Here is a 26,582-nt window from a genome sequence, read left to right on the forward strand (position 1 = left end):
CTCCGTAGTTGATCCCACCGAGATAGGGTTTAAGGCCCGTGGCGGCAAAGACCTCCCCCAGGAAACGCAACGCATGACCATGGCCATCGCACCCCGCTCGCGCAAAGTCCGCATCCTCGCGACGCTAGGCCCTGCCAGCAGCACGCCCGAGATGATCGCGACGCTGTTCCGCACCGGCGCCGACGCGTTCCGCATCAACATGAGTCACGGCGACCAGCAGTCGAAGATCGCGGTGATCCAGGCGATTCGCGCGCTGGAGAAGCAATATCGTCGTCCCTCGACGATCCTCGCCGATCTCCAGGGGCCCAAGCTGCGCGTCGGCAAGTTCGACGGCGGCCGCACCGTGCTCGAAACCGGCTCGACCTTCGTGCTCGACCGCGACACGACGCCGGGCGATGCGACCCGCGTCGAGCTGCCGCATGACGAGATCTTCGCCGCGATCGAGCCGGGCGCGCGCCTGCTGCTCGACGACGGCAAGCTGGTGCTGCGCGTCGTCTCGCACAGCCCGCGCGAAATCACGACCAGGGTCGAGGTCGGCGGCGCACTGTCGAACAACAAGGGGCTGAACGTTCCCGACGTCGTCCTGCCGATGGCCGCGCTGACCGAGAAGGATCGCAGCGATCTCGACTTCGCGGTCGACCAGGGCGTCGACTGGATCGCGCTGTCGTTCGTCCAGCGCCCCGAGGATCTGTGGGAGGCGCGCAAGCTGATCGGCGGCAAGGCCGCGCTGCTCGCCAAGATCGAGAAGCCCGCCGCGATCGAGCGGCTCGAGGAGATCGTCGAGGCGTGCGACGGCGTGATGGTCGCGCGCGGCGATCTCGGTGTCGAAATGCCCCCGCAGGCGGTGCCGCCGCTGCAGAAGCGCATCGTCGAGGTGTCGCGCCGCATGGGCCGCCCGGTGGTGGTCGCGACTCAGATGCTCGAATCGATGATCACCTCGCCCTCGCCGACGCGCGCCGAGGTCTCCGACGTCGCGACCGCAGTCTATGACGGCGCCGATGCGATCATGCTCTCGGCGGAAAGCGCCGCGGGCGCATGGCCGGTCGAATCGGTCGCGATGATGGACGCGATCGGCGTGTCGGTCGAGGCCGACCCCGAGCATGGCGACCGCATGCACTTCACCGTGATGAAGCCCGATCCGACGACCGCCGACGCGCTGGCCGAGGCGGCGAAGAACATCGCCGCGACGGTATCCGCGGTCGCGATCATCTGCTTCACCACCTCGGGCTCGACCGCACGGCGGATCGCGCGCGAGCGGCCTTCGGTGCCGCTGCTGGTGCTGACGCCGAGCCAGGACACCGCGCGCCGCCTCGGCCTGTTGTGGGGCACGCATGCAGTTCACACCCGCGACGTCGAGTCGTTCGAGGATATGGTCGCCAAGTCGAAGCGCATGGCGCTGCGCCACGGCATGGCGAAGGCGGGCGACCGCGTGATCGTGCTCGCGGGCGTGCCGTTCCGGACGCCGGGCTCGACCAACGTGCTGCATGTCGTCCGGATCGTCGGCGACGAGCTGAAGGGCCACCACTCACAGGTCTGAGGCGGCTCCCCCTAGCGCTCCCCCCTAGCGCTCCTCGGCCAAATCCGCGATGGCTGGTACAAGGACCGGACGGGGGAGCAACCGCATGACGTTACGCGAAAAGATCGGCTGGGGTGCGATGAGCCTGCTCGGGGCGTGCGCTCTAGCGGTGGTCGCGTTCCAGCGCGGCGAGCATGTCAACGCGCTGTGGATTGTCGCCGCGTCGGTCTCGGTCAACCTGATCGCCTATCGCTTCTACGCCCGCTATATCGCGCGCAACGTCATGCAGCTCGATGCGACGCGCCCGACCCCGGCGATCCGCCGCGCGGACGGGCTCGATTATGTCGCGACCGACCGCAACGTCCTGTTCGGCCACCATTTCGCGGCGATCGCCGGCGCCGGACCGCTGGTCGGGCCGGTGCTCGCGGCGCAGATGGGCTATCTCCCCGGCACGCTCTGGATCCTCGCCGGCGTCGTGCTGGCGGGCGCGGTGCAGGACTTCATGATCCTGTTCATCTCGATGCGCCGCGACGGCCGCTCGCTCGGCGAGCTGATCCGCATGGAAATGGGTGCGGTGGCAGGCACGATCGCGCTGATCGGCGCCTTTGCGATCATGGTCATCATCCTCGCGGTGCTCGCGCTGATCGTCGTCCGCGCGCTCGCGGGCAGCCCGTGGGGGCTGTTCACCGTCGCGGCGACGATCCCGCTCGCCTTCGCGATGGGGATCTACACGCGCTGGATCCGCCCGGGCCGCATCGGCGAGGTCTCGATCCTCGGCGTCATCGGGCTGCTGCTCGCGATCGTCTATGGCGGCCAGGTCGCCGAGTCCGCCTTCTGGGGCCCGGTCTTCACGCTGACCCCGGTTCAGCTGTGCATCCTGATGGTCGGCTATGGCGCGGTCGCGTCGGTTCTGCCGGTCTGGCTGCTGCTCGCGCCGCGTGACTATCTGTCGACCTTTCTCAAGATCGGCGCGATCGTCGCGCTGGCGATCGGGATCGCGGTCGTTGCACCGCCGCTACGCATGCCCGCGCTCACCAAGTTCATCGACGGCAGCGGTCCGGTCTGGTCGGGCGGGCTGTTCCCGTTCCTGTTCATCACGATCGCCTGTGGTGCAGTGTCGGGCTTCCACGCGCTGATCGCCAGCGGCACCACCCCCAAGCTGATCGCCAGCGAGGGCGACGCACCCTTTATCGGCTATGGCGCGATGCTGATGGAAAGCTTCGTCGCGATTATGGCGCTGGTCGGTGCGACGATCCTCGATCCCGGCATCTATTTCGCGATGAACAGCCCCGCCGCGGTGCTCGGTACGGACGCAGCGTCGGCGGCGGCCGCGGTCACCAATATGGGCTTTGCGATCACCCCAGAGGCGCTGGCGCAGGCCGCGCGTGACGTCGGCGAGACCACCATCATCAGCCGCACCGGCGGCGCCCCGACGCTCGCGGTCGCGATGGCAGAGATCTTCAGTAACCTGATCGGTGGTCAGGCGATGAAGGCGTTCTGGTATCATTTCGCGATCCTGTTCGAGGCGCTGTTCATCCTGACCGCGGTCGATGCCGGCACGCGCGCCGGGCGCTTCATGCTGCAGGACCTGATCGGGCTCGTGGTGCCGTCGTTCCGCAATGCCTCGGCGATCGGCCCGGGCATCGTCGCGACCGCGCTGTGCGTGACCGCCTGGGGCTTCTTCCTCTATCAGGGCGTCACCGATCCACTCGGCGGGGTGAACACCTTGTGGCCGCTGTTCGGCATCTCGAACCAGATGCTCGCCGCGGTCGCGCTGATCCTGGCGACGGTCGTGCTGTTCCGGATGAAGCGCCAGCGTTATGCCTGGGTGACGATCCTGCCCGCCGCATGGCTGTGCCTGTGCACGATCACCGCGGGGCTGCTGAAGCTGTTCTCGAGCGATCCGAAGGTCGGCTTCCTCGCGCATGCGTCCAAGTTCGCGGACGCGGCGGCGCGCGGCGAGATCCTCGCGCCCGCCAAGACGATGGCGGAGATGCAGCGGATCATCTTCAACGACCGGATCGACGCGGCGCTGATCGCGCTGTTCCTCGGCGTCGTCGTGTCGATCCTCGCCTTCGGCATCCGCAGCTGCCGCGCGGCGCTGAAGGTCGATCGCCCGACGGTGACCGAGGTTCCGCCCATGCTGGTCCCGGCCGAATGACGCCGCGCATCCGCCACCTGCTGGCACGCGCGCGGGAGACCGCGCTGATGATGGTCGGCCAGCCCTCCTACGCCGCCTATCTGCGCCACATGGCCGAGCATCACCCCGGCCATGCGGCGATGGATCACGCGGCGTTCTTCCGTGACCGCGAGCAGGCGCGCTACGGCGGCAAGGGCGGTGGCCGATGCTGCTGAACGACCCGCCGCGCTCGATCGTCGCCGCGCTGCGCGGCGCGACCGGCGGCGATCACGACCGCGTCGACACCGCTTATGGCAACTTCGACCTCGCCGCGCCCGACAGCTACCGCGCGTTCCTCCATGCGCACGCGCTCGCGCTTCCTGCAGCCGAGGACGCGCTCGCCGCCGTCCCGGGCCTGCCCCACTTCCGCGCCCGCACGCCCCTCCTCGCCGCCGACCTCGCGGCGCTGGACGAGGCAATGCCGTCACCGCTGCCCTTCGCACTGCCCGCGGGCGACGCCGCCGCCTGGGGCGCGCTCTATGTCGTGGAGGGATCACGGCTTGGCGGCATCATGCTCGCGCGTACCGTGCCCGACGGGCTGCCGACCGCCTATCTTGGCGCGCGGCATCTGTCGGGCGAATGGCGCGAGCTGCTCGGTGCACTCGACCGCGCCGCTACACTCGCTGGAACAGACACGTGGATCGACGAGGCGATCACCGGCGCGCGCGCGACCTTCGACCTGTACCGCCGCGCCGCCGCCGCGCGCTGAGCCTCAGTCCTCGATCGGGGCGGTCATGATCACGCGTAGCCCGGGCATGTTGTCATGCTGCGCGATCGATCCCGACAGACGTCCGACCACCGCGTTCATCATCCGGCTGCCGAACCCGACGCGCGTGCCGGTCTGACCGACTCCCTTGTCCGCGACGATCAGCCGGATCTGGTTGCGATATTGCTCGAGCGCGATCAGGATCGGCCCGGGCTGTCCGCCATAAGCATATTTGCTGGCATTGATGACGAGCTCGGTCAGGATCAGCCCGACATTGACCGCACGGTCGGTCGGCATCAGCACCGGTGCCAGGTCGAGCCGCATCTGCGCGCCCCATTCCTGCCCCAGCGTCCCCTTCATGTCGCCCGCCAGTTCCTCAAGATAGCGCGCGAGGTCGACCGACTGGACCTGGTCGTCGCGGTACAGGCGCCGATGCACCAGCGCGACCGCAGACAGCCGTGCCTGCGCCTCGGCAAGATGCGCGGTGACGTTGGCGTCGCCCGCCGCCTTGGCCTGCAGTGCGAGAAACGCGGAGACCATCTGCAGGCTGTTCTGCACACGGTGATTGACCTCCTTCATCAGGACGTCCTTCTGCTCGATCAGCACGTCCTTTTCGGCCAGCGTCCGCTGCAATTCGCGGTTGAGCGCGCGCATCCGGTTGCTCGCATAGCTGTCGTGGAACATCCGACGCAGGCGATAGCCGGCCTCGATCTCCTCGAGCGACCAGCGCCGCGATTCGCCGCGCACCTCTTCGGTCCATGACGCGAACGACGTGCGCGGCGTCAGCTGTTCAGCGGGATCGCCCGACGTCGCCTTATGCGGATTGCCTGCCCATTCGATCTCGGTGATCCGCTCGGCGCGGAACCACAACAGCACCGCGCCCTCGTCGATCAGCGGCATCGCAAGCAGCCCGCTCGCCTTCGACCGATAGCGTTCCGCAGGCGGGTAGAGCGTCGACAGCGCATGCGTCGCAACGATGTCGCCTGTCCCGCGGCTGCGGATCCACTCGACCAGGTCCAGTACGTCTCTGTCGTCCGGACACTGGCCGTCGCGCTGCACCGCGCCGTGCTGGACGAGCGCGAAGCCGTCGCTCGCCAGCATCCGGCGCAGGTCGTCGCCGACCGCCGCCGCGGTCCGCTGTGCGCTGCCCTCGGTGGCCATCTTGAGCACGACGACGTCTTCCACCGACCGCAGCCGCAGGCGTTCGCGGTATCCCTCGGCCTCCTCCTTCGCGCGGATCTGTCGGGCGAGGCTGCTCGCCAGCGTGCTCGCGGTCGCGCGGATATCGGGCGCCAGCGTCCGCGGCGTCATGCTGTGGCAGGCGATCATCCCCCACAACAGCCCGTCCTTGACGATCGAGATCGACGCGGACGCCGCGACGCCCATGTTGGTCATGTAGCGCAGATGGATCGGCGACACACTGCGCAGCGCGACGTCGCTCAGGTCGAGCCTCTCGAACCCGGCGGGGCGCAGGATCGCGGGTGTATAGACCGCATGCGGGATCGCGCGCGTCCGGTTACGGACATACAGCGCGCGCGCCTGTTTCGGGATGTCGGTCGCAGGAAAATGATGGTTGAGGAAGCTGTGCAACGCGGGATCGCGATCTTCCGCCATCACGCGCCCTGATTCATCGTCGAGAAAGCGATAGACCATGACGCGATCGAACCCGGTCAGAGTCCGGAACGCGACCGCCGCCTGCTCGCACAGCGCCTGGAGATTGCCCGACCGCTCGAACGCGGTCGCCATCGAATCCAGCCAGCCGAGCACAGTCGCGGCGCTCGACGGCGCCGTCGTGGCGGGCTCGAGCTCGACGAGGACGTGTTCCTCGCTCGCATGCAGGACCATGTGGAACTGCTCGCTGGTACCCGCGACCAGCGTGCCGACGGCAGCGCCGATCATGCTGCCGCGCCCCGATCGCTCCGCCAGCAGCGCGGCAACGTCCTGGCCGATCAGCGTCGCGAGGTCTGCGCCCAGCCAGTCGGGGGTCAGCCGCGTCTCGATATCGCCCGCGCCCGCAACGACGCGCAGGCTCGCCGCATCGGCGACGAGCAACAGCCCGTGCGGCTGGATCGCGCCGGGAATGTGTATGGGCTCCCGATCGCAGGCCGTAAGGTCCAACGCGGTATCAGTCACAGATGCTGGGCCTTTCCGTCAAGCCGCGACCATGTCGTTTCGCGCGTGGAAAAGCAAATAAGCCAAGGCAGTTACGCCACCGGTGCCATCGCCTCCACGCGCGCATCAGCCCGGTCTGCATAGCGGCGCGCAATAACCGCACAGGCGATCAGCTGGATCTGGTGGAACAGCATCAGCGGCAACAGGATCACGCCGACCTGCGCCGCGGGGAACAGCACGCCGGCCATCGGCACCCCCGACGCCAGGCTCTTCTTCGACCCACAGAACAGCAACACGATCGCATCCTCGCGCGGCAGCCGCATCAGCCGCGCGATGGTCAGCGTCAGCGCCAGCACGATGGCCAGCAGGGCACAGGAGAGCAGCCCGATCAGGAGCAGGTCGCCGAGCGACACCCGGCTCCACAGCCCCTCGACCACCGCCGCGCCGAACGCGCCATAGACGACAAGCAGGATTGACCCGCGATCGACGATCGTCAGCATCGCCTTGCGCCGCGTCACCCATGCACCGATCCAGGGCCGCAGCACATGCCCCGCCACGAACGGCACGAGCAGCTGGACGATGATCGTCTCGACGCTTTCGATCGACATCCCGCCGGCATTGCCTGCGTTCCGCATCAGCAGCGCGACCAGCGCTGGTGTGATCAGTATGCCGAGCAGGTTGGAAAAGGACGCGCTGCACACCGCCGCCGCGACATTGCCGCGCGCGATCGCGGTAAAGGCGATCGACGACTGGACCGTCGAGGGCAGCAGGGTCAGGAACAGCACGCCCGTCGCCATCCGCTCGTCGACGAAGGGCAACGCGGTCAGCCCAAGCCCGAACGCGGGAAAGGCGACGAACGTCACCCCCAGTACGGCGAGGTGGAGCGGCCAGTTGCGCAACCCGTCCCAGATCGCCGCGCGCGACAATTTCGCGCCGTGCAGGAAGAATAGCAGGAAGATTGCGACGTCGGCGACATAGCCGACGATCGTCGCCGCCTGTCCCCGCGCCGGCAACAGGCTCGCCAGCACGACGGTGCCGAGCAGCATCAGGATGAACGGCTCGAAGATCGATAGAAAGCGCCGGATCACGGATGCGGGGTCACATAGGCCTCGAGGGTCGCCAGATGCCCGGCGATCGCCTCGTCATCGAGGAAGCTGCCGAGGAAGCTGTTGCGCGCCAGCGTCACGATCTGCCCGCGCGACAAATTGCGCGCGCGCGCGGTCTGGCGGTAGTTCTCGCCAATATAGCCGCCGAAATAGGCCGGGTCGTCCGAATGGATCGTCGCGCGCAGGCCGAGATCGAGCATCCTGTCGATCGGATGGTCCTCGATCCGGTCGACGTTGCGCAGCGCGACGTTCGACAGCGGGCACACGGTCAGCGTCATCGCCTCGCGGGCAAGCCGCGCGACCAGCACCGGATCCTCGAGCGCACGATTGCCGTGATCGATCCGGTCGACGCGCAGGATGTCGAGCGCTTCGTGGATATAGGCGGGCGGGCCTTCCTCGCCGGCATGCGCGCACAGCAGCAGCCCGGCTTCCGCCGATGCTTCGAACACGCGCGCGAACTTCGATGGCGGATGCCCCATCTCGGACGAATCGAGCCCGACGCCGATCATCTGGTCGAGCCAGGGCTGTGCCTGTTCGAACGTCCTGAATGCATCCTCCTCGTCGAGATGCCGCAGATAGCTCATGATCAGCCCGATGCTCATCCCGTGCTTCGCCCGCGCCGCATCGATGCCTGCGAACAGGCCGTTGGCGACGACGTCGAACGGGATTCCGCGATGCGTGTGCGTCTGCGGATCGAAGAAGATCTCGGCATGGACCACGCCGTCCTGGGCGACCCGGTCGAAATAGGCGAGCGCCAGATCGTGGAAATCCTCCTCGGTCTTCAGCACGGCCGCGCCCGCATAATAGATATCGAGAAAGGTCTGAAGGTTGGTGAAGCTGTAGGCCGCGCGCACGTCCTCGACGCTCTTGAACGGGATCGCGACCTTGTTGCGTTCGGCGAGCGCGAACATCAGCTCGGGCTCGAGGCTGCCCTCGATATGCAGATGCAGTTCGGCCTTGGGCAGGTTGGTGATGAAGTCGTCTGTCATGCTCGATCCCGTCGTGATGTGCGTCACCGCGCAACCATTCCGCGCGTCAGGCACTTTGCGCAAGGTCGAAACCCGTTGCATGACATCGCTGTCACGTTACCGCGGACCGGCTATTGCCGCCTCTTACCGATCACGCGAAGGACCCATCGATGCCCACAGGACTGGTCGCACTGCTCGACGACATTGCCGGGATCACCAAGCTGGCCGCGGCCAGCCTCGACGATATCGGTGCTGCGACCGGCAAGGCGGGCAGCAAGGCGATCGGCGTGGTGGTCGACGATGCCGCGGTCACGCCGCGCTACATGGTCGGGTTCTCGCCGAAGCGCGAATTGCCGATGATCGGCAAAATCGCGCTCGGCTCGTTCCGCAACAAGCTGCTCTTCATCCTCCCCGCAGCGCTCGCGCTCAGCGCGTTCGCACCTTGGGCGCTGACCCCGTTGCTGATGATCGGCGGGACCTATCTCTGCTTCGAGGGTGCGGAAAAGATCCTCGAAGCGCTCGGCGGCGGCCATGCCGAAGCCGAAGCCACCGCGCCGATCGATCCGAAGACGCTCGAGGACCAGAAGGTGTCGGGCGCGATCCGCACCGACTTCATCCTGTCGGCGGAGATCATGGTCATCGCGCTGTCGGACGTCGCCGCCGAACCGATCTGGGAACAGGCGATCGTGCTTGCGCTGGTCGGCGTCGCGATCACGATCCTCGTCTACGGTGTCGTCGCGCTGATCGTGAAGATGGACGATATCGGCCTGCACCTGACCGAGCGGAAAAGCCCCGCGGTCCAGGCGTTCGGACGCGGCCTGGTCAAGGGCATGCCGGTCGTCATGTCGGTGTTGTCGGTGGTCGGCACCGCGGCGATGGTCTGGGTCGGCGGGCAGATCATCGTCCACGGAATCGAGGATTTCGGACTGACGACGATCCCGCATTTCATTCACGATGCCGCCGCGGGCGCCGCCGCCGCGGTGCCGGTGGCCAAGGGCGTGGTGAACTGGGTGGTCAACGCCGCATTGTCGGGCGTGGTCGGCCTGATCCTCGGTGGCGCGATCGCACTCGGCCTCCACGCGGTGAAGAAGCCCAAGGCGCACTGAGCGGCTAGCGGCCCTCGCGCCCCTCAACTTCGTCATCAGCGCGTCCCTATTGCACCGTCCACTTGTCCATCCAGCCGATCACCTCGCCATACCATTGCAGGCTGTTCTTCGGCTTCAGCACCCAGTGATTTTCGTTCGGGTTGACCAGCAACCGTGACGGAATCCCGCGCCGCTGCAACGCGGTGAAGCTCGCGAGCCCCTGCGTGTAGGGAATGCGGAAATCCTTTTCGCCGGTGATCACCAGCATCGGCGTCTTCCAGTTGGCGACGTAGTTGACCGGGTTCCATTTCTCAAACGCGGCGGGATCCTCGTAATAGGTCTTGCCGCCATGCTCCCACTCGTCGAACCACAGCTCCTCGGTCTCGTACGCCATCGCGCGCGCATCGAAGACGCCGTCATGCTGGACGATGCACTTGAACCGGTCGGGCCACTTCCCCTCGATCCAGTTCATCATATAGCCGCCATAGGACGCGCCGAGCGCACAGGCGCGGTCGCCGTCGAGCCAGCCGAACTTGGCGGTCGCCGCCGCCAGCCCCTTTTGCAGATCCTCGAGCGGCCAGCCGCCCCAATTGTTGCTGATTGCGTCGGTGAAGGCCTGGCCGTACCCCGTCGACCCGTGGAAATCGACCGCGACCAGCCCGTAGCCCGCACCCGCGAACACCGCCGGGTTCCAGCGATAGGACCAGCTGTTGTTGCTCGACCCCTGCGGGCCACCGTGCACCATATAGGCGACCGGGACCTTGCCCGTGGTGCCATACGGCTTCACCGCATAACCCCAGACGGTGTCGTCGTTCGCGCCCTTGAAGTTGAACCGCGTGACGGTCGGCATGTCGATGCCCGCGAGCTTGGTCGCGTTGACCGACGTCAACCGCTCGGGCTTCGGCATCCGCTTGCCCTTCACCGCGAGCGCATAGAAGTCGTCGGGCGCGGTCAGGCTGCTGATCGCGACTACCACGCCCCTGGGCGTCGGCACGACCGCGCCGACATGGCCCTCCTGCGTCAGTCGCGTCACCGCGCCCGTGGCAGGGTCGACCGCGAACACCGGCGTCTCCTGCGTGTCGTCGGCGGTGACGTAGAGGCGCTTGCTGTCGGGGCTCCACGCGATCGACGCAACCGAACGATCCCACCCTTGCGTCACCGCGCGCACCTGACCGCTGGCCAGATCGCGCGTCATCAGCACCTGGCGATCCGCCTCGAATCCCGCGCGCGCCATCGCGAACCAGGCGAGCGTGCGGCCATCGGGCGACACCGTCGGCAGATTGTCCATGCCGGTATTCGCAGCGGTCAGGTTGACCGGTGCCGCGGAGCCGTCCGCGGGGACCGAGAAGATGTCGAGATTGGTCGAGGTCGCTTCGATCCGCCCCGCCTCACGCAGTGCGAAATACAGCGTCTTGCCGTCCGCGCTCCACGACACTTCCTCGCCGCCGCCGAACGGCTTTGACGGAGCATCGCCGATCAGACCGCCAGTCACCGCGACGCCGTCTCCCTGCGCGCCAGCGGCCGTCAGCGGCAGCACGAACAGCTGCGATCGGTCGCCATTCGACCATGTGTCCCAGTGCCGCACGAACAGCTGATTATAGGTCCGCCCCGCCCCGGCATTCGGGTCCTTCTTGACCATTGCCGGCGCAAGACTCGGCGCGCCGGGCTTGCGATCGGCCCACACCACGAGCTTGTCGCCGGTCGGTGCGACCTTGAACCCGCCGAAACCGCCCTCGAAGCTTGTCAGCTTGCGCGGCGTGCCGCCGGCGATCCCGATCGACCAGACCGCGTCGCTGCCGCCCTTGTCCGACTGGTAATAGACGGTTGCGCCATCGGCGGAGAATTGCGCGCCGGTCTCGTTCACATCGGCTTCGGCGATCAGCGGCTCGGGTTTCGCACCCTTGCGTGTCAGGTCGAGCCGCCAAAGGTCGAACCGCCCGCGATCAGCGGCGAGATCGGTCTCGCGCTGCTCCCACACCAGCCAGCGGCCGTCCTTCGACACGGCGGGCGAGGACACGCGCGACAGCTTGACGACATCGTCGATGGTCAGCTGGCGGGCGGTGGCGGGGGCGCTTGCAAGAGCGAGCACGGCGAGGCTTGCGGACAGCAGGATCTTCATGCGCGTCTGCATAGAATGCTTGCACGATCGCGCGCAATCGCCACGTCGTCGCGCACGATGACGCGTAAATCCTCCTTCCCGCCCGTGGCCGCCGACGATGCGCGGCTGCTCGTGCTCGGCAGCCTGCCCGGCGACCGTTCGCTCGCCGAAGCTCGCTATTATGCGCATCCGCAGAACCAATTCTGGGCGCTGATGTCGGGGGTCGTGGCGCGCGATCTGGTCGCGCTGGCCTATGACGAGCGGCTGGTCGCGTTGCGCGATGCGGGCGTGGCGCTGTGGGACGTGATCGGATCGGCGCACCGCGTCGGCAGCACCGACGCCGCGATCCTCGATGCGCAGGACAATGCGGTCGCCGAGCTGGTCGCGCGCCTGCCCGACCTCCGCGCGATCGCGTTCAACGGCGCCACCGCGTTGAAGCTCGGCCTAAGACAGGGGCTCGGAACGCTCGGCCCGCAGATCGTCGCGCTGCCGTCGAGCAGCCCGCTCCACACGATCGGCCGCGCCGCCAAGCAGCCCGCCTGGGACGCGCTCGCCCCCTTCCTCGCCGGGCCGCGCTAGATCCGCACCGCGCCGGCCGCACGCACATCGGCAATCGTCGGCCAGCCATTCACCGCCATCAGCAGATCCGCCTCCGCCAGCAGGCACCGCATCACATGCGCCGCCCCCGCCGCCCCATCGAGCGCGAGGCCATACGCATAGGGCCGCCCGACCCCGACCGCACGCGCGCCGAGCGCGATCGCCTTCACCACGTCGCTCCCCGACCGGATCCCTGAATCGAACAGCACGGGCACGTCGCCCGCCGCCGCGACCACGTCCGGCAGCATGTCGATCGCCGCGATCCCGCCATTGGCCTGCCGCCCGCCATGGTTCGAACAATAGATCGCATCCGCTCCCGCATCGATCGCGCGGCGCGCATCGTCGGGATGGCAGATCCCCTTCAGGATCAGCGGCAATGTCGTCAGCGAGCGCAGCCACGCCATGTCGTCCCAGGTCAGCACCTTGCCGAACACGCCTGCCCATTGCCGCACCGCCGCCGCGCCATCCTCCTCGGGCGGCCTGGCGAGCATCGCGCGAAAGACCGGGTCCGAAAAATAGTTCATCAGCACCGCGCCGCGCAGCTGCGGGAAGTTCGCGACGTTCAGGTCGCGCGGCCGCCAGCCCGTCACCCAGGTGTCGAGCGTAACGACGATCCCCTTATACCCCGCCGCCTCGGCCCTACGCACCAGGCTCTCGGCCAGCGCCTTGTCCTTGGGTGTATAGAGCTGGAAAAACCCAGGGGTATCGCCCAGCGCACCCGCCACGCTTTCGAGCGGATCGTTCGACAGCGTCGAGGCCATCAGCGGCACCCCCGTTTCGGCCGAGGCGCGCGCGGCGGCGAGATCGCCGTGACCGTCCTGCGTGCAGATCCCGATCACCCCGACCGGCGCCATGAAGATCGGGCTCGGCAGCCGCATCCCGAACAGGTCGATCGACAGGTCGCGCCTGCTGCAATCGACCATCATCCGCGGCGTCATGCCCCAGTGCCGGAACGCGTCGGCATTGTTGTTTTGCGTGAATTCGTCGCCGCAGCCACCCTGGACATAGCCCAGCACCGATGGCGGCATCGCCGCGCTCGCGCGCTGTTCGAGCGTCGCGTAATCGACCGGCAGCTTCGGGATCACGCCGCTCAGACCGGCGTTGTAGATCGCGTTCTGGTAATCGCCGAAATGCGGCATCCGCCTGCTCCTATCGACGGCGTTACACCCGTCCTGGCGGCGAATGTAGCGCTCAGCCGTCGAGCCGCGCCAGAAATTCCTTTGCCTGCGCCAGCGTCGCGTCCCGGTCCGCCGGCTTCATCTTCGCCCAGTTGCGATACGGCATCGCCAGTCGCGGGTTGCGATCGAGCTTGTCCGCGTTGCGCACCAGGAAATCCCAGTAGAGCGCGTTGAACGGGCAGGCGTCGGGGCCGACGCGCTGCTTCACGTCATAGCGGCAATGCCCGCAATAATCCGACATCCGGTTGATATACGCGCCCGACGCCGCATAGGGCTTCGACCCGAGCAGGCCACCATCGGCGAACTGGCTCATCCCCAGCGTATTGGGCAGCTCGACCCATTCATACGCATCGGCATAGACCTCCAGATACCATTCATGGACCTGCTTCGGGTCCGCGCCGATCAGCAGCGCGAAATTGCCCGTCACCATCAGCCGCTGGATATGGTGCGCATAGGCATGGTCGAGCGTCTGCCCAATCGCTTGCGAGAGGCAGTGCATGTCGGTCTCGCCGGTCCAGTAAAAGCCGGGCAGGTCGCGCCTAGCATCCAGGAAGTTGCGCTCGACATAATCCGGCCCCTCGCGCCAATAGATGCCGCGCATATATTCGCGCCAGCCGATGATCTGGCGGATGAACCCTTCGGCGCAGTTGAGCGGCACGCGCCCGGCGGCATATTCCGCCTCGACCGCGCGACACAGGTCGACCGGATCGAGCAGCCCCGAATTGATATAGGGCGACAGCACCGCGTGCCACAGGAACGGCTGGTCGGTCAGCATCGCATCCTGATAATCCCCGAACCGCGGCAGCGCGTGCTTCAGGAAATGCCGCTGCTGCTTCAGCGCGTCCTCGCGCGTCGTCGCGAAGTCGAAGGCATCGAGGCTGCCGGGATGCTCGCCGAACCGCGCCGCGACCATCGCGAGCACCTCGGTCGTGATCGCATCGGGGGCAAAGGAGAGCGGGCGCGGCATCAGCAGGTCGGCCTTGGCGGGCTTGCGATTATCCGCATCGTAATTCCACTCGCCCCCCTCGGGCTTGTCGCCGTCCATCAGCAACCCGGTGCGGCGGCGCATCTCGCGGTAGAAATACTCCATCCGCAACTGCTTGCGCCCCTCCGCCCAAGCCTCGAACTCGGCATGGCTGGCGAGGAAACGGTCGTCGGCGCGGATTTCGACCGGCAGGCCGAACAGCGTTTCCCACGCGTCGAGCATCCCCGCAACGCGCCACTCGCCCGCCTCGGTGACGATGATTCGCGCCGGATGATGCCGCCCGATCGCGCGCGCGACCTCGCCGGTGAAGCTGCCGGTCGACTCCGGATCGTCGAGCGTGACGTAGTCGACGGTCCAGCCCGCCTCGCGCAGTGCCTCGGCGTGATGCCGCATCGCCGACAGGATATAGGCGATCTTGCGGCGATGGTGGCGGACATAGGTCGTCTCGTCGGCGACCTCCATCATCAGCACGATCGTCGCCGCCGGGTCGGCCCCGTTGAGCGAGGCGATCTGCAGCGAGAGCTGGTCGCCGAGGATCGGCACGAGCGTGGTTTTCTTGGAGCGCATCGCATCCTACATGGCGGACCATGACCGCTCCTACAAACCCGTTATATCTGGGCCAGAACAGCGCCCTCCCCGCCTCGCCCGAAGAGGCCGTGCTCGATTACGTGCCCAACCCGCGCGTCGGCCGGACCTATCTGGTGCGGTTTGCCGCCCCCGAATTCACCTCGCTCTGTCCGGTCACCGGCCAGCCCGATTTCGCGCATCTCGTCATCGACTATGTTCCCGGCGAGACCATCGTCGAATCCAAGTCGCTCAAGCTGTTCCTCGGCAGCTTTCGCAACCATGCCGGCTTCCATGAGGACTGCACGGTCGGCATCGGCGAGCGGCTGTTCGACGAAATGAAGCCGGTCTGGCTGCGGATCGGCGGCTATTGGTATCCTCGCGGCGGGATCCCGATCGATGTCTTCTGGCAGTCTTCGGCGCCCCCTGCCGATCTCTGGCTGCCCGATCAGGGCGTCGCCCCGTATCGCGGGCGTGGCTGACGCCGTCGTCGCATGCAGTGATGTTAATAAAGTTTAACATCAAAGCGTGTGTTGCAGTGCAATATTAATGCAACTTTCATACCTTGTCAGCCGTTGGGGGTGAACGCGATGCCGGGTTAGCCTGTTATGCGCGCTCAGACAAAGGACAGGGTATGGCGTTACCGGCGGACGGGACCAAGATCACGCGGCTGGCACTCATTGGCAATTTTTTGCCGAGGCGGTGCGGTATCGCGACCTATACGACGGACGTGTTCACGGCGATGCGGGCGCGCTTTCCCGAGGTCGCGGTCGACGTCTATGCGATGGATGATCATCCTGGTCTGTACGAGTATCCGCCGGAAGTCGTTGGAACGATCCCCGAAACCGACCTGACCGCTTATCTGGATGCCGCGCGCAAGATCGATGCGAGCGGCGCCCAGGCAATCTGGGTGCAGCACGAATACGGCATCTATGGTGGCCCGGCCGGGGACTATCTGCTCGCGCTGCTCGACCGTACGACGCTGCCGGTCGTCGTTGCGTTGCACACAATCCTCGAACGCCCCAATCCCGACGAACGCCGCGTCATGGAGGGCCTGTTGCGCCGTGCCGCGCGCGTCATCGTGATGGCGGAGCGTGGCCGCGATATCCTCCAGCGCGTCTATGGCGCCAGCCCGCGGCAGATCGTGATGATCCCGCACGGCGTGCCCGATCGTGACCTCGTCGAACCCGACACGCTGAAGGCGCAATTCGGCTGGGAAGGCCGCAACGTCGTGCTGACCTTCGGACTGCTTGCGCCGAACAAGGGCATCGAAACAGTGATCGAGGCGCTGCCCGCGGTCATCGAACGCCATCCCAATCTGCTCTACGTCGTGCTCGGCGCGACGCACCCCAATCTCGTCGCGCATCAGGGCGAGGCCTATCGTGATCGTCTCAAGGCGCTGACCGAAGCCCGTGGCGTGGCGGGCAATGTCGCCTTCATCGACGCGTTCGTCGAACATGACGAGCTGCTGAGCTATCTGCAGGCGGCCGATATCTATGTGACGCCCTACACCAATCCGGCGCAGATCACTTCGGGCACGCTCAGCTACGCCATCGGCGTCGGCAAGCCCGTCATCTCGACCCCGTACGTCCATGCGACGGAGATCCTCGCCGATGGGCATGGCGTCCTCGTCCCGTTCGGCGATGTCGCCGCCTTCGCGCGCGAAATCGACATGCTGCTGTCGAGCGATCGCGACCGTCATCGCCTGGCCGAACGCGCCTATGCGCGCGGTCGTACGATGATCTGGCCACAGCTTGCCGAAACATCGATGGCAGAGATCCGCGCGGTGGTCGCGGCACGCCCTTTTCGTCTGGCAAAACCTTCGCCCCCGTTGAAGCCGCTTGCGCCTGACTTCGCGGCCGTCGAACGGATGAGTGATTCGACGGGCATGCTCCAGCATTCGATCTACTCGATCCCCGATCGCCGGCATGGCTATTGCATCGACGACAATTGCCGTGCGCTCATGCTGATGAGCGCGATGCCGGACATGGACGAGGTCCAGCGCGACAAGTGGACGACGATCTATGCGTCGTTCGTGCAATATGCCTGGAACCCCGACGAGCGTCGCTTCCGCAACTTCATGAGCTTCGACCGAACTTGGTGCGAGGATGTCGGGTCCGAGGATTCGAACGGTCGCACCGTCTGGGCGCTCGGCATCACCGCACGCGATGCGCAGCTGGCCAAGCATCGCGACTGGGCGACGGCGATGTATGACTCGACCGCATCCTGTGCACTCGAGCTCGGCAGCCTGCGCGCTCAGGCCTTTGCGATGCTCGGCGCGGCGGCGATGCTCGAGGCCAGCCCCGGGCATCAGCTCTCGCTGTCGATCCTGGCAAAGTTCCCGGATGTCCATCTGGCACTGCTCGAGAAGACGCGACGTCCCGAATGGCAGTGGTTCGAGATCGTCCTCGCCTATGACAATGCGCGCCTGCCACAGGCGCTCATCCGTGCGGGCCAGGCGCTCGGTCGCCAGGACCTGATCGATTGCGGTCTGGCGACACTCGAATGGATCGTCGCCAAGCAGACATCGCCCGAGGGTCGCTTCCGTGCGGTTGGCACCGAAAGCTTCGGACGCTCCTATGAAGATCCGCTGCAGTTCGACCAGCAGCCGCTGGAGGCACAGGCCACCGTCGATGCCTGCATGGCGGCGTTCGAGGCCACCGGCGACCTGCGCTGGCGTGACGAGGCCGAGCGTGCCTATCGCTGGTTCCTGGGCGGGAATGACCTCAATCTGCCGCTCGCGAGCATCGCCGATGGTGGCTGTTTCGATGGATTGATGCCGACGGGATTGAACCGCAACCAGGGTGCAGAGTCGATTTTGGCGCTGCAATTGGCCAATTGTGCGATTTCGGGGGTATCAAACGCAGCCCAAAGCGTGGCAGGAGCCTCGCGCGTCGTCGCATAGCCTCGCTAGCGTCGGCGTCCCAAGGTGGAACGGCACGCGAGGCATAAGCACGATGGACCTGTTTACCCACCAGCTGCGGTTGCACGCCGACCCGTCACGGGTCGTCGTCCGGCCCTTTCATATCGCCTGGGCCGGCAATGCCGGTGCACCCAGTCGTACCGAGCGACTGGTCGGCGAAGTCCTCGAGATGACGAGCGCTGAGGCGCGGATCCAGCTCGAGGTGGTGCTGAAGGATTTCGAGGCGCGGCACTGGCAGACGCGGCGCGTCTTCATGACGCGCTACGACCAGATCGAGGACATGCTCGGGCTTAACGGCGCGGATATCGGCGACGAGAAGCGCCAGCTGATCGGCGCCTATTTCTGTCATGAATACAGTTATGCCGCTGCCGCGCTGATGAACCCCAGCGCGGTGCCGCATTTCGACCAGTCGGGCATGCCCCCGGGCAGCCTGCGCATCCTGATGTCGATGCGCGCGGTGGGCGAAGGTCACATCTCGTCGGTCGCGTTCCGCGAAGGCATCATCACCGACCAGAATCTGATGAAGCTCGCGCCCGAGCCGCCTTTCGCGACCGCGACCGACGCGGTCGGCAGCGGCGAGGACGAGATGCCGCAGGGCCCCGTCACCGTCTATCGCCACCGCGACAGCACGCTCAGCGGCACCGTGATCTTCCCGATCACGCAGGCGCAGTCGAAGGGGCTGGAGGATTTACGCATCGTCCGCTTCCAGCACGACAATGGCGACTATGAATGGATCGGCACCTACACCGCCTATAACGGTTCGGTCATCCAGTCCGAACTGATGCGAACGCGCGATTTCCGCGCGTTCGATCTCGTCCCGATGACTGGCCCCGCCGCGCGCAACAAGGGCATGGCGCTGTTCCCGCGCAAGGTGAACGGCCAGTATATGATGATCGGCCGGCAGGACGGCGAGAACCTGTTCCTGCTGAAGTCGGACACGCTGACCGACTGGGACGACGGCGAGAAGATCCTGACCCCGCTCTATCCGTGGGAACTCGTCCAGATCGGCAATTGCGGCCCGCCGATCGAGCTCGACGAGGGCTGGTTGCTGCTCACGCACGGCGTCGGCGCGATGCGCAAATATTCGATCGGTGCAGTGCTGCTCGACAAGGACGACCCGTCAAAGGTGATCGGCCGCACGCAGCAGCCGATCCTCGCCGCCAAGGATCAGGATCGCGAGGGCTATGTCCCCAACGTCGTCTACAGCTGCGGCGCGCTGCGCCACGGCGATGCGCTGTTCCTGCCTTACGGCATCGCGGACAGCTCGATCGGCTTCGCCTTCGTCAAGATCACGGACATGCTCGCCGCGATGAAGTGAAGGACGGTCGCTCCCTCCTTAGGACTCCACCCCGGCGAAGGCCGGGGCCCAGTTGGGCGACGGAGATAATGGCGGACCGCGCTTCGTAACGTCGACCTTCCCAACTGGGCCCCGGCCTTCGCCGGGGAAGTGCGCTTAACCAGGTAGGCCGTTCCCCTCCCCGGCCTCCCGCGAAGGCGGGAGCCCAGCCTGGGTCCCCGCCTTCGCGGGGAAACACTCGCTACCGCGATGCCGCCATCGTCCGCCGGTACATCACCCAGGTCAGCAGCGCGAACAGCAGGGTCCCTCCGACCAGCGCAAAGGGTACGAACCCCTCCCCGACCAGCGCCAGCGGCGTCTCCTGGTTGGTGAGATAGACGATCCCGGCAAACCCCACGCCCCACAGCGACTCGCCGACGATCATCCCCGTCGCGGTCAGCACGCCCATCCGCCTGGCGAGCTCGGGATCGCGCGCGCGGTCGGCCCAGCGGTCATAGGCATAGCCGACCACCGCGCCGATCGTGACCGGCAACGTCACCGCCATCGGCAGATACACGCCCAGCCCGACGCCCAGCGGCGGCAACCGCAGCTTGCCCGCCTTGCCCAGCAGTTCGTCGAGCGCGATCACCGCAACACCGGTCATCGCGCCATAGCCGATCATCGCCCAGTTGAGATTGCCCCCCAGCACGCCCTTGGCGAGCGCCGAGATCAGCGCCGCCTGCGGCGCCGCCAGCGCATTGGGCCCGGCCCCCGGCGCGCCGGCAAAGCCAAGCGTGCTGCCGAGCAGGTTGAGCACCGGCGGCACGACGATCGACCCGAACACCACGCCGATCAGCAGCGCGACCTGCTGCTTCCACGGCGTCGCGCCGACCAACTGCCCGGTCTTCAGATCCTGGAGATTGTCGTTCGAGATCGTCGCGATGCCGAACACCACGCCCGTCACGATCAGGCCGTAGGCGACCAGCGCCTGCGTCGTCCCCGGCTCGACCGCGCGGCCGAACCACGACACCAGCAGGATCGATGCGGAGAGGATCGCGAGGATGCCGATGCCCGACACAGGAGAATTCGACGCGCCGATCAGCCCCGCCATATAGCCGCACACCGCCGCGATCACGAGGCCGATGACCAGAATGAACGCGAGACTCCCCGCGATCAGCCCGACCGCCGACGCCTCGAGCGGCCCGCCCTGGAGGACCGTCCACAGCAGGATCCCGATCGGGACGAGCATCGCCAGCGATGCAATCCCGACGATCCCGATCGGGATGTCGCGCTCCTCGAGTGCCAGCACTTCGCCGCCGCGCTTGGCTGCCGACGCCGCCAGCGCCGATCGCACGCCGCCGACCACGGGTCCTGCGATCTTGAGCAAGGTCCAGATCGCCGCGACGCCGATCACGCCCGCACCGAAGAACCGCACGTCCGACCGGAACACGGTCGTCGCGATCACCTCCGCGGTGCCGGTTACGCTTCCCGCCGAGGTCAGGATTGGCAGCAGGATCCACCAGCCGATCACCACGCCCGTAAACATTGCCATCCCGACCGAGATTCCGACCAGATGCCCCGCGCCCAGCAGCGCGAACGACAGTCCACCCGAAATCCCGGTCGCGCCTGCGCCAACGCGGAACCACGTCGCGGCCTCGGCAGCGACCAGCTTGGTCTGCGTCAGGATCGCGAACCCGGCCGACACCAGCGCGTTGACGACGATGATGCCGAGCCCGCGTGCGCTCTCCTCGCCGCCCTCACGGCTGCCCGCGCCGACTTTCAGCACTTCGGCGGCCGCGCGGCCCTCCGGATAGGGCAGCACCGTGTCGACGACGAGTGCACGGCGCAGCGGGACCGAGAACAGCACGCCGAGCACGCCGCCGAACATCGTGATCGCCGCGGTGGTGAAGAACGGGAACCCCTGCCACCAGCCGATCATGACGAGGCCGGGCAACACGAAGATGATCGCCGCGAGCGTGCCCGCGGCGGACGCGATCGTCTGGACGATGTTGTTCTCGAGGATCGTCGAATCCTTGAACAGCCGCAGCACGGCCATCGAGATCACCGCGGCGGGGATCGACGTCGCGAAGGTCAGCCCGATCTTCAGTCCGAGATACACATTGGCCGCGGTGAACAGCAGCGTGATGATCGCGCCGAGCACGACCCCGCGAAAGGTAAGCTCGCGCATGCTCGTCTCGGGCCCGGTCTTGGATACGCCCCGCGTCGCGTCGGTCATCAGATTGTCCTAACCAGAAACACGTGCCCCGGCGGAGGCCGAGTCCCAGTCGGAACGTCCTCCAACCGGGCCTCGGCCTCCGCCGGGGTCCTAGCCGTCAGGATGCCGCGCTCTTGCCGTGAGCGCAACCGGCCGGATCAGCGCGCTACCATCCGCCGCGCGAAATGCACCGTGACCGCGCGCGTCACGCTCTCCGCAATCCGCTGCCGCCCCTCATCGCTGTCGAGAAACGCCGCGTCCTGCGGGTTCGAAATATAGCCCGTCTCGAACAGGATAGAGGGCATGTCGGGCGCTTTGAGCACCATCAGCGACGCCATGCGGTGGAAATTCGGCTTGAGCGGCATCAGCGGCTTGGCCTCGCGTCCCAACAACCGCGCGAACGTGGCGGACGCGTTCATCGTCTCGCGCTGCGTCAGGTCGATCAGGATCGACGACACGTCGGCAGGCGCCTCGCCGAGATTCACCCCGGAGATCACATCCGCCTTGTTCTCGCGCGCGGCTAGCCGCGCCGCCTCCTTGTCGGACGCCACCTCGGACAGCGTATAGGCAGTCGCGCCGCTCGCGCCTTCGGATCCGGTACTGTCGCAGTGGACCGAGATGAACAGGTCCCCCTTCAACCGTCGTGCGACGCCGTACCGTTCGCGCAGCACGAGGAACCGGTCGTCGCTCCGCGTCAGCGCGACGCGCACCCGGCCCGAAGCAAGCAGCGCGTCACGGATCGCCTTGGCGACCTTGAGGGTCACGTCCTTCTCGCGCAGCCCGTCAGGCCCGATCGCGCCGGGATCGACACCGCCATGTCCGGCGTCGATCACCACCAGCGGACGCATGTCGTCGCCCTCGACCCGCGGCAGCGTGATCCCGCGCGCGCGCGGCGGCACCGGGATCGACACCTTGTACCGCGGCGCCGCCCGCGCGGCGAAAGTGACCGGGAAGAAATTCAGCGGGCCGGCGATACTGGCCTGCGTAAAGGCCGCATCGTCGACGCGGCGCAAGGCCAGCGTCAGCTCGCGTCCCTGCGAATCGAACCCGCCATCGGCCACGATCACCGGCTCGGACAGGTCGAACAGCATCCGCAGCCCGGACCCGCCATGCCGGCGCTGCGTGATGCGGGTCACGACGCCGCCCGGCTTCGCGGTTCCGCCGGGCGTCGCGTTCGCGATATCGACCGCGATCTGCCGTCGGCCGGTCAGGATCTGGCTCGCGCCGCTGCCGACCGGTGCATCGAAGCGGATAACGATCTGCGTCCGGCCGATCGCGATGCTCTGTACGGACGCCGCCAGCGCCGGAACGCCGGACAGCCAGCCGAGCAGCAGAGCGATGATCGCAACCATCCTGCGTCCATGCCGTGCGACCGCGCTGCCGGTCCAGCGAAAAGCCATTCTACACTCCCTGGATCGGTCGAGCCCGACCGAAACGAGACGCCTACGCCACGCCCCCGCAAGAGGATCTTGCGGAGCAGGGTTAATAGCCTGTTTGCCTTGGTTTTCCCATATCCGTGGCTGCCGGCGCGGCTGCCGGACAGATCGCCGCCCGGAAATTCAGCCTGTGAAAATGGCAGGTTTCAAGGCTTCGGACGGCCCCGCGCCGGGCCAGTTGCGGGATCTGCAATGCGGTGCTAGTCCTGCCGTGCACCCGTGCGTCGCTAGAGTTTGCCAGCGACGCGCCGGTCTCAACGCCCGCCTTCGGATCCTCGACGGCGCGGCAATTTCAGGTTGACGCTCGAATGACGCATTCCCCCCGCCCCGCTCACCGATCGGCCTTCGCCGACGGGATCGCGGTCGTGCGGGCGCCGCAGGGTGAGTTCCCGCGGCATGCGCGTCGAGCAGAGGCAGTTTCGCATACCTTCCGCGAGTCCGGGCGTCCGTGTCCGACCGCACCACCATCAAGCGCGCGACGGCTGCCATCAGGCCCGGCGCGCGCGCGGAGAATCTATTATGACAACGCGTATGCTGATCGACGCACGCCACCGGGAAGAAACCCGGATCGCCGTCGTCAAGGGTAACCGGATCGAGGAATTCGATTTCGAAAGCGCCGAGCGCAAGCAGCTCAAGGGCAACATCTACCTCGCCAAGGTCACGCGGGTCGAGCCGTCGCTCCAGGCGGCGTTCATCGATTACGGCGGCAATCGCCACGGCTTCCTCGCGTTCAGCGAGATCCATCCCGATTACTACCAGATCCCCAAGGAAGACCGCGACGCGCTGCTCCGCGAAGAGGCCGAGCATGCCGCCGAGGAGGCCGCCCTGCGCGCCGACTATGACGCGGACGACGAAGAGGGTGACGACGAGGACGATATCGAGCGCTTCGAGGACGATGGCGGGGTAGATCCCGACGTCGCCGAGGAGCTCGAAGGCGGCGAAGAGACCGGCGAAGCCCCGCGTCGCAAGCGCAAGCCGAACGGCGACGAGGCCGCGGTCGAGGATCTGCGCGAGCGTCGCATGAACCTGCGCCGCCGCTACAAGATCCAGGACGTGATCCATCGCCGTCAGGTGCTGCTCGTCCAGGTCGTCAAGGAAGAGCGCGGCAACAAGGGCGCAGCCCTGACCACGTACCTGTCACTGGCGGGCCGCTACTGCGTGCTGATGCCCAATACGAGCCACGGCGGCGGCATCTCGCGCAAGATCAGCAACGCGGGCGACCGCAAGCGCCTGAAGTCGATCATGGCCGACATGCAGCTGCCGCCCTCGATGGGCTGCATCGTCCGCACCGCCGGGCTGCAGCGCAGCAAGGTCGAGATCAAGCGCGACTTCGATTACCTCGCCCGTCTGTGGGACGGGATCCGCGAAGCGACGCTGAAGGCGTCGGCGCCCGCGCTCGTCTACGGCGACAGCGACCTCATCAAGCGCGCGATCCGCGACATCTACAACAAGGAAATCGAAGAGGTCATCGTCGAGGGCGAGGACGGCTATCGCCAGGCGCGCGAGTTCATGCGCCTGCTGATGCCGACGCACGCCCGGCGCATCAAGCATTACGCCGACCCCGTGCCGCTGTTCCAGCGCGCGGGCGTCGAGGATCAGCTGTCGGCGATGTACCATCCGGTCGTCCAGCTGAAATCGGGCGGCTATCTGGTCATCAACCCGACCGAGGCGCTCGTCTCGATCGACATCAACTCGGGCCGCTCGACGCGCGAACACAGCATCGAGCAGACCGCGACCGCGACCAACCTCGAGGCCGCACAGGAAATCGGTCGCCAGCTGCGCCTGCGCGACATGGCCGGGCTCGTCGTCATCGACTTCATCGACATGGATAACAATTCCAACGTCCGTAAGGTCGAGAAGGCGATGAAGGAGGCGCTGAAGAACGATCGCGCGCGCATCCAGATCGGTCGCATCTCGTCGTTCGGCCTCATGGAAATGAGCCGCCAGCGGCTGCGCACCGGCGTGCTGGAAGCGTCGACCCGCGCCTGCCCGCATTGCGAGGGCACCGGGCTCGTCCGCACCGCGTCGTCGTCGGGCATCTCCGCGCTCCGCCTCATCGAGGACGAGGCCGCCCGCGGTCGCGGCTCGCTGCTGACGCTGCGCGCGAGCCAGGAAGCGGCCGTCTACATCCTCAACCGCAAGCGTGCCGACATCGCCGAGATCGAGGATCGCTACGGCGTGATCGTCGAGATCATCCCCGGCCAGGACGAGGAAGGCGCGCACATGACGGTCGAGGCCAGCGGCCCGCCGCCCGCGCACCCGCCGAAATTCGTCCAGATCATCGAAGAGGACGAGGACGATCTTCCCGAGGAGATCGAGGACGAGATCGAGGAGGACGAGGTCGAGGAGGCCGAGGCAGAGCAGCCGCGCCGTCGTGAGGGGGGCCGCGAAGGCGGACGCGAACAGGCCGCGCCGCGTGAAGGCCGCGATGCCGATGGCGAGGGCGGCAAGAAGCGCCGTCGCCGCCGCGGTCGTCGGGGCCGGGCACGCCCAGGTGAGGACGGCGCCGTCGGTGGTACGAACGAGGATGGCACGTTCGAGGACGTCGACACCAATGTCGAGGAAATCGACGAAGGCGTCGGCGAGATCGTCGAAGTCGGCGGTGGCGAGGAGATCGAGGGTACGACTCCGGCCGAGCAGGCCAACGGCGTCGAAGGCGAAGGCCGTCGTCGTCGCGGACGTCGCGGACGTCGCGGTGGTCGGCGCAACGAGCAGGGCGGCGAGCAGACCGGCACCGAGACGGGCGAGTCGATTGCCGTCAGCAGCATCGACACCGCGGCACTGATCGCCGAGGCACCCGAGCCGGAAGCGTTTGCGCCGGTCGAGACGTCCGAGGCCGAGCCGGTGTTCGAGGAGACGCCGTCCGCGCCGGTCGCCGAGGCCCCCAAGATGCGTCGTCGCCCGCGCGCGCGTGCGGCCGCCGCGACGATCAACGCCGACCCGGTCGCCGATACTGCGCCCAAGTCGCGTCGGGGTCGCAAGCCGCGTCCGGTCGAGACGGCCGACGAGACGACCATGGCACCAGAACCGGTCGTATCCGAAGTGCCCGTCACGCCCGAGCCGCAGGAACAGGCCGCTCCCGAACCGGCCGCGGCGGAGCCCGCGCGCAAGCCTGCACGGCGTCGTCGCGAGGCGGTTGCCGAGGCGACGATGGACGAGGTCGGCGCCACGCCGGCCGAGACACTGGAGGCGTCCGCACCTAAGCCCAAGCGCGCCCGTCGCAAGGCGAGCGATACGGTGGTCGAGCCCGCAGTCGTCGAGGAGGCCCCTGCCAAGGTCGCCAAGCCGCGTGGTCGGCCGCGCAAGGCCGCGGTGATCGAGGCCGGCGATGCCGCCCCGACCAGCGAGGTGCTTGCCGCGCCGGTCGAGACCACGCCGCCGCAGGTCGAGGTCCAGCCGCAGGACGCCGACGCGCCGGGCACGAACGACGACCCCGATGGCGCGCCGCGCCGTGGCTGGTGGCAGCGCACCTTCGGCTGACGCCGAAGCATAGCCGATGAGACGGGCGCGATCGAAAGGTCGCGCCCGTTTTCATTTCGGCGCGCGGACCAATTGGTTCCGGCGATCGGCCGCTTGGGTCGTGCTACGTCCTGCGGCTCACCATCGGGCGTCGGACCCGCCCACGTCGTCGTCCCCGC

The 26,582-nt window shown here is 67.1% G+C and carries 18 protein-coding genes; 10 read left to right on the plus strand and 8 right to left on the minus strand.

Annotated features, from left to right (window positions below; translation table 11 throughout):
• Positions 1–73: 73 nt before the first annotated feature.
• From pyk to SOM18_RS16600, 4 genes are all read left to right on the plus strand, one after another.
• On the plus strand, positions 74–1,537 hold the full coding sequence (pyk, locus tag SOM18_RS16585) for a pyruvate kinase (RefSeq protein WP_056408891.1): 1,464 nt from the start codon (positions 74–76) through the stop codon (positions 1,535–1,537).
• 85 nt (positions 1,538–1,622) lie between these two features.
• Complete coding sequence (locus SOM18_RS16590; RefSeq protein ID WP_042466965.1) at positions 1,623–3,677, plus strand: carbon starvation CstA family protein; 2,055 nt, start codon at positions 1,623–1,625, stop codon at positions 3,675–3,677.
• Positions 3,674–3,871 (plus strand): YbdD/YjiX family protein, encoded by a 198-nt coding sequence (locus SOM18_RS16595; protein ID WP_320481995.1) that lies wholly within the window; start codon positions 3,674–3,676, stop codon positions 3,869–3,871. The genes SOM18_RS16590 and SOM18_RS16595 overlap by 4 nt, the downstream gene beginning before the upstream one ends.
• Positions 3,862–4,404, plus strand: coding sequence for a biliverdin-producing heme oxygenase (locus SOM18_RS16600; RefSeq protein ID WP_042466966.1), 543 nt, complete (start codon positions 3,862–3,864; stop codon positions 4,402–4,404). Before SOM18_RS16595 ends, SOM18_RS16600 begins: the two co-directional genes overlap by 10 nt.
• A gap of 3 nt (positions 4,405–4,407) precedes the next feature.
• Here the strand turns inward: SOM18_RS16600 and SOM18_RS16605 are convergent, their stop codons facing one another.
• The 3 genes from SOM18_RS16605 to SOM18_RS16615 all read right to left on the minus strand — a co-directional run bounded on the left by SOM18_RS16605 (position 4,408) and on the right by SOM18_RS16615 (position 8,608).
• Entirely contained in the window at positions 4,408–6,534 is a 2,127-nt protein-coding gene (locus tag SOM18_RS16605; protein ID WP_031440327.1) for a histidine kinase dimerization/phosphoacceptor domain -containing protein, read from the minus strand.
• A gap of 71 nt (positions 6,535–6,605) precedes the next feature.
• Positions 6,606–7,598 (minus strand): bile acid:sodium symporter family protein, encoded by a 993-nt coding sequence (locus SOM18_RS16610; RefSeq protein WP_031440328.1) that lies wholly within the window; start codon positions 7,596–7,598, stop codon positions 6,606–6,608.
• Entirely contained in the window at positions 7,598–8,608 is a 1,011-nt protein-coding gene (locus SOM18_RS16615; RefSeq protein WP_031440329.1) for an adenosine deaminase, read from the minus strand. Before SOM18_RS16615 ends, SOM18_RS16610 begins: the two co-directional genes overlap by 1 nt.
• Positions 8,609–8,757: 149 nt before the next feature.
• On the opposite strand from SOM18_RS16615, the gene SOM18_RS16620 reads away from it, so the two are divergent.
• Positions 8,758–9,693 (plus strand): DUF808 domain-containing protein, encoded by a 936-nt coding sequence (locus SOM18_RS16620; protein ID WP_031395057.1) that lies wholly within the window; start codon positions 8,758–8,760, stop codon positions 9,691–9,693.
• 46 nt (positions 9,694–9,739) lie between these two features.
• Here the strand turns inward: SOM18_RS16620 and SOM18_RS16625 are convergent, their stop codons facing one another.
• Positions 9,740–11,791 carry an alpha/beta hydrolase family protein gene (locus SOM18_RS16625; protein WP_031440330.1) on the minus strand — a complete coding sequence of 684 codons (2,052 nt, stop codon included), beginning with the start codon at positions 11,789–11,791 and terminating at the stop codon, positions 9,740–9,742.
• Positions 11,792–11,848: 57 nt separating this feature from the next.
• On the opposite strand from SOM18_RS16625, the gene SOM18_RS16630 reads away from it, so the two are divergent.
• The gene (locus SOM18_RS16630) at positions 11,849–12,349 is read left to right on the plus strand and encodes a DNA-deoxyinosine glycosylase (RefSeq protein ID WP_107932678.1); all 501 of its coding nucleotides are present in this window, start codon (positions 11,849–11,851) and stop codon (positions 12,347–12,349) included.
• Here the strand turns inward: SOM18_RS16630 and SOM18_RS16635 are convergent.
• Both SOM18_RS16635 and SOM18_RS16640 read right to left on the minus strand, forming a co-directional pair.
• Entirely contained in the window at positions 12,346–13,506 is a 1,161-nt protein-coding gene (locus SOM18_RS16635) for an alpha-hydroxy-acid oxidizing protein (RefSeq protein WP_320481996.1), read from the minus strand. The two genes, SOM18_RS16630 and SOM18_RS16635, sit on opposite strands and share 4 nt — an antisense overlap.
• Positions 13,507–13,558: 52 nt before the next feature.
• On the minus strand, positions 13,559–15,097 hold the full coding sequence (locus SOM18_RS16640; RefSeq protein ID WP_031440072.1) for a cryptochrome/photolyase family protein: 1,539 nt from the start codon (positions 15,095–15,097) through the stop codon (positions 13,559–13,561).
• 20 nt (positions 15,098–15,117) lie between these two features.
• Here SOM18_RS16640 and queF point away from each other — a divergent pair, with 20 nt between their 5' ends.
• From queF to SOM18_RS16655, 3 genes are all read left to right on the plus strand, one after another.
• Complete coding sequence (gene queF / locus SOM18_RS16645; RefSeq protein ID WP_031440073.1) at positions 15,118–15,576, plus strand: preQ(1) synthase; 459 nt, start codon at positions 15,118–15,120, stop codon at positions 15,574–15,576.
• A 152-nt stretch (positions 15,577–15,728) separates the two neighbouring features.
• Positions 15,729–17,999 (plus strand): glycosyltransferase family 4 protein, encoded by a 2,271-nt coding sequence (locus SOM18_RS16650; protein ID WP_031440074.1) that lies wholly within the window; start codon positions 15,729–15,731, stop codon positions 17,997–17,999.
• Between the two features lie 52 nt (positions 18,000–18,051).
• Complete coding sequence (locus SOM18_RS16655; protein WP_031440075.1) at positions 18,052–19,335, plus strand: glycoside hydrolase family 130 protein; 1,284 nt, start codon at positions 18,052–18,054, stop codon at positions 19,333–19,335.
• Between the two features lie 220 nt (positions 19,336–19,555).
• On the opposite strand, the gene SOM18_RS16660 is transcribed toward SOM18_RS16655, so the two are convergent.
• Together SOM18_RS16660 and SOM18_RS16665 are read right to left on the minus strand one after the other, a co-directional pair.
• A complete protein-coding gene (locus SOM18_RS16660) occupies positions 19,556–21,529 on the minus strand; it encodes an OPT family oligopeptide transporter (protein WP_042466782.1) in 1,974 nt (657 codons plus the stop codon).
• Between the two features lie 137 nt (positions 21,530–21,666).
• Positions 21,667–22,908 (minus strand): N-acetylmuramoyl-L-alanine amidase family protein, encoded by a 1,242-nt coding sequence (locus tag SOM18_RS16665; protein ID WP_031440077.1) that lies wholly within the window; start codon positions 22,906–22,908, stop codon positions 21,667–21,669.
• Positions 22,909–23,475: 567 nt separating this feature from the next.
• Here SOM18_RS16665 and SOM18_RS16670 point away from each other — a divergent pair.
• Positions 23,476–26,424, plus strand: coding sequence for a ribonuclease E/G (locus SOM18_RS16670; RefSeq protein ID WP_414712136.1), 2,949 nt, complete (start codon positions 23,476–23,478; stop codon positions 26,422–26,424).
• The last annotated feature ends 158 nt before the right edge of the window (positions 26,425–26,582 follow it).

Source organism: Sphingomonas sp. CFBP9019 (assembly GCF_034045155.1).
Classification (GTDB): Bacteria; Pseudomonadota; Alphaproteobacteria; order Sphingomonadales; family Sphingomonadaceae; genus Sphingomonas; species Sphingomonas aerolata.